At 37.9% G+C, this 2,882-nt stretch carries 3 protein-coding genes; 2 read left to right on the forward strand and 1 reads right to left on the reverse strand.

Features of this window, described 5'->3' with window-relative positions:
• The first annotated feature begins 178 nt into the window (after positions 1-178).
• The gene (locus tag ACUVXA_RS19150) at positions 179-1,684 is read left to right on the forward strand and encodes an ArsB/NhaD family transporter (RefSeq protein ID WP_445872892.1); all 1,506 of its coding nucleotides are present in this window, start codon (positions 179-181) and stop codon (positions 1,682-1,684) included.
• 23 nt (positions 1,685-1,707) lie between these two features.
• Here the strand turns inward: ACUVXA_RS19150 and ACUVXA_RS19155 are convergent, their stop codons facing one another.
• Entirely contained in the window at positions 1,708-2,373 is a 666-nt protein-coding gene (locus ACUVXA_RS19155; RefSeq protein WP_445872893.1) for a hypothetical protein, read from the reverse strand.
• A gap of 184 nt (positions 2,374-2,557) precedes the next feature.
• Between ACUVXA_RS19155 and ACUVXA_RS19160 the strand changes: the two genes are divergently transcribed.
• Positions 2,558-2,764, forward strand: a complete 207-nt coding sequence (locus ACUVXA_RS19160) for a DUF6485 family protein (RefSeq protein ID WP_445872894.1) — start codon at positions 2,558-2,560, stop codon at positions 2,762-2,764.
• Positions 2,765-2,882: the final 118 nt, after the last annotated feature.

Below are 2,882 nucleotides of genomic sequence, written 5' to 3' on the forward strand. Positions count from 1 at the left end.
ATTAATTTACAAAATTCAAATTAGTAAAAATATTAACTAATTATTAATTTGTTTCAGAGCAAATATATTTAATAGACAATTCATTCGATTACTATTTATAATAATAGGAAAAAAATCAATAATGAATCATTTGAACATAATGAATTCTACCTTCTCAAGTAAAAAAGGGTGGAATGGAATGTTTGGATTACAAGAAGGAATTTCATTACTTCCTTGGTGGGCTGAATATCTGATACAGCCTCCAGTTTCAGCCCAATTAGTTTTTACGGTCATAATTGTGATAACCTTCGGGTTAATAGCAACGGAGCGGCTTCACAGAACAGTGGCAGCATTAGGTGGAGCTGTGGCAACGCTTATTGCAGGAGGATACTTCTCATGGGCTTACTCTTGGGTCCCCTATTTTACATTCATAGTTTCAGGAGGCCTTGTAAGCCAAGAATTGTTATTCTCATATAGCGATGTTTATCAGGATTTCATTGACTGGTCGACCCTACTGATTATTATTTCCATTGTGGTTATAACAACCGTTGCTAGTCGTTCGGGGCTATTTGAATATATTATAATAAAAGTCATTAAATTTAGTGGAGGAGACATTAAAAGACTCTTCATTTACCTCTGGGCATTAACATTTATTCTAACCATGGTTTTGAACTGCGATCCCTCCTTCATTATAGTGAGCGTTCTAGTCTTTCAAATATGCAGAGTGTTGGATCTTAATCCGGTGCCCTATGTGCTGGGCACGGTATTCGTAGTTAATGCGGCAAGTGTCTCCACCCTTATTGGCAGTTTTGTTAATATTCTAGTCACCGGTAGTTATAACCTGGATCCAACTCGTTTTCTATCTTACCCCACTTTCCTAGTGCTAGGAGTGCCCTTCGCAGTGATCTGCACAGTGATCGCTCTGTTCTTCATTTTCCGGCACTTTAAGGGTGCTTTTGAGATTCCGAAGGAAAAGGAGGGGTACCTTGAAACGAGAGAAGAGTTACTCTCTTTTAATGAGAGAAGCCTGGTGAGGGATCCAAAAATGTTCCGACGATTAGCCATTCTGCTTGGAGTAACAATTGCTGGATTCGTTATAGCAGGTCTGATCAATTTACCCTTTTATGTGGTTTCACTACTGTTTGCTTTTGCCTTTGTGTTCGTAAGTGGAGAAGACCCGGAAAAAACTCTACGGGAAGTGGACTGGAGCCTCATATTCTTCTTCATTGGAATATTCATCATAGTGGGTGGCGTGGATAGAACAAAAATTCTGGAAATATTGGGAAACAGCCTCGGAGGCTACATATTCTCCAATGTTCCTGGAACAGCAACCGTGGTAACTTTGTTCTGTGGCACACTATCAGGAATTCTAGACAATATTTCTGTAACAACAGCTCTGCTATTTGTAACACCGAGTCTAGCTTCATCGGCTCTAATAAGCGAAAACCTCGTGATATGGTCTCTAATATACGGAGCAAACATCGGAGCCAGTCTAACACCGATAGGGGGTCTACCAAATCTGATTGCAATAACCGCATTAGAGAAGCAAGGATTCCATGTCTCTTGGCGTGAATTTATGAAAATCGGAGTACCCATCACTCTTCTGAGCATCTCTATAGGTATACCTTTACTTTTAGGGTTTGCCCATATTTTAGGTTGGGGATTAGACTTCACAGGACTATTCACATCTATGATGTTTGGGTGAAAACTGTTATTTTTTCAATTTTTTTATTTTATGGTTATTCTTATGGGAGCGGTCTGGAAAAAGGTGGGTTTTCCCTTATACTCAAATATTTGGGTTAATCCCATTATCATGATGTTTCCTTTAAAGTCTTCTACGTTTATGGTGAAATCCTCTATGAAAGAGCCCTTGTCTTTAATTTCATAGGTTTGTTCGGTTTTTGTCTCATCTCCTCCTAATAAGAGCATCTCATTCCAGTTAAGGTCGGTTACACGAACTTGAAAGAGTAAGTCTCTTTTGATTCTGGCCTCGATTGGTTTGGATGCTTTATTTTTCATAATTACTTTAACTGGAATTATTGCTGGTCCCTCGTAGAGTGTGCCTTTGGGAAGTTCGACCCTTAGAAGAATTTCTTCGTCACAGTAATCCACTATGGCGGCTTCCTTGGCTGCTTCATCATCCTGAATGGTGTAAATTTTGATACCCTTCTCCTTCTTTAGAATTTTGGAAATTTCTTCGAATAATGCCTCGTAGGGTACAACATCCTTGCTTCCCATTACAACAACATCTATTAAGTGTGATGGCTGCTCAAAATAGAACGAGGTTTGCTTGTTTTCCACCTTGTAATGTCTTATCTCATAACCGTAAGCCTTTATTATATCAATTATCTCAGAATCCCAATCTACATTTGAACCAGAAACCATCAACAACATGATAATCTAAGCTCCTACACGTAGGCTCACTAACCTAATATCATTTAATAAATTTTAAGAATTAAAAAGGTAACCTCTTAACAAATCCATAGCTAAAATTGAATTAAAAATAAAAGAATTAAAGGAATGTTTTTAAAGGTTTTTTGGAATCTTAAAGATGTCAACCTTTTTTGGGGTTTGTAAAATGAAAACGGAATGCAATATCGAAGAAAATCTAAAAAATTGTAAATGCACCTATACTTCTTGCAGTAAAAGGGGCAAGTGCTGCGAATGTATACGCAGTCATTGGAGAAGCGGTGAACTCCCTGGCTGCTTGTTCCCACCCGAGTTAGAAAGGACATATGACAGATCATTAAAAACCTTTATTGAGTACTACAAAGACCGCGTTTAACTATTCTCAAAAATTTTTGTGTCCGCGTTTTAAACCACTAGAGAATTATTCGGTAATAAAAAGACGCTCTTAAATAAGATTTTTGTGGCTGATTTTTCCGGTTTTTCTTATGAAGGTT

The sequence above is a fragment of the Candidatus Jordarchaeum sp. genome (genome assembly GCF_052745115.1).

What these genes read in the sequence shown, in the direction of transcription:
- ACUVXA_RS19155 (WP_445872893.1), bottom strand. Translation starts at nt 2,373, where the DNA reads ATGTTGTTGATGGTTTCTGGTTCAAATGTAGATTGGGATTCTGAGATA.
- ACUVXA_RS19160 (WP_445872894.1), top strand. Translation starts at nt 2,558, where the DNA reads ATGAAAACGGAATGCAATATCGAAGAAAATCTAAAAAATTGTAAATGC.
- ACUVXA_RS19150 (WP_445872892.1), top strand. Translation starts at nt 179, where the DNA reads ATGTTTGGATTACAAGAAGGAATTTCATTACTTCCTTGGTGGGCTGAA.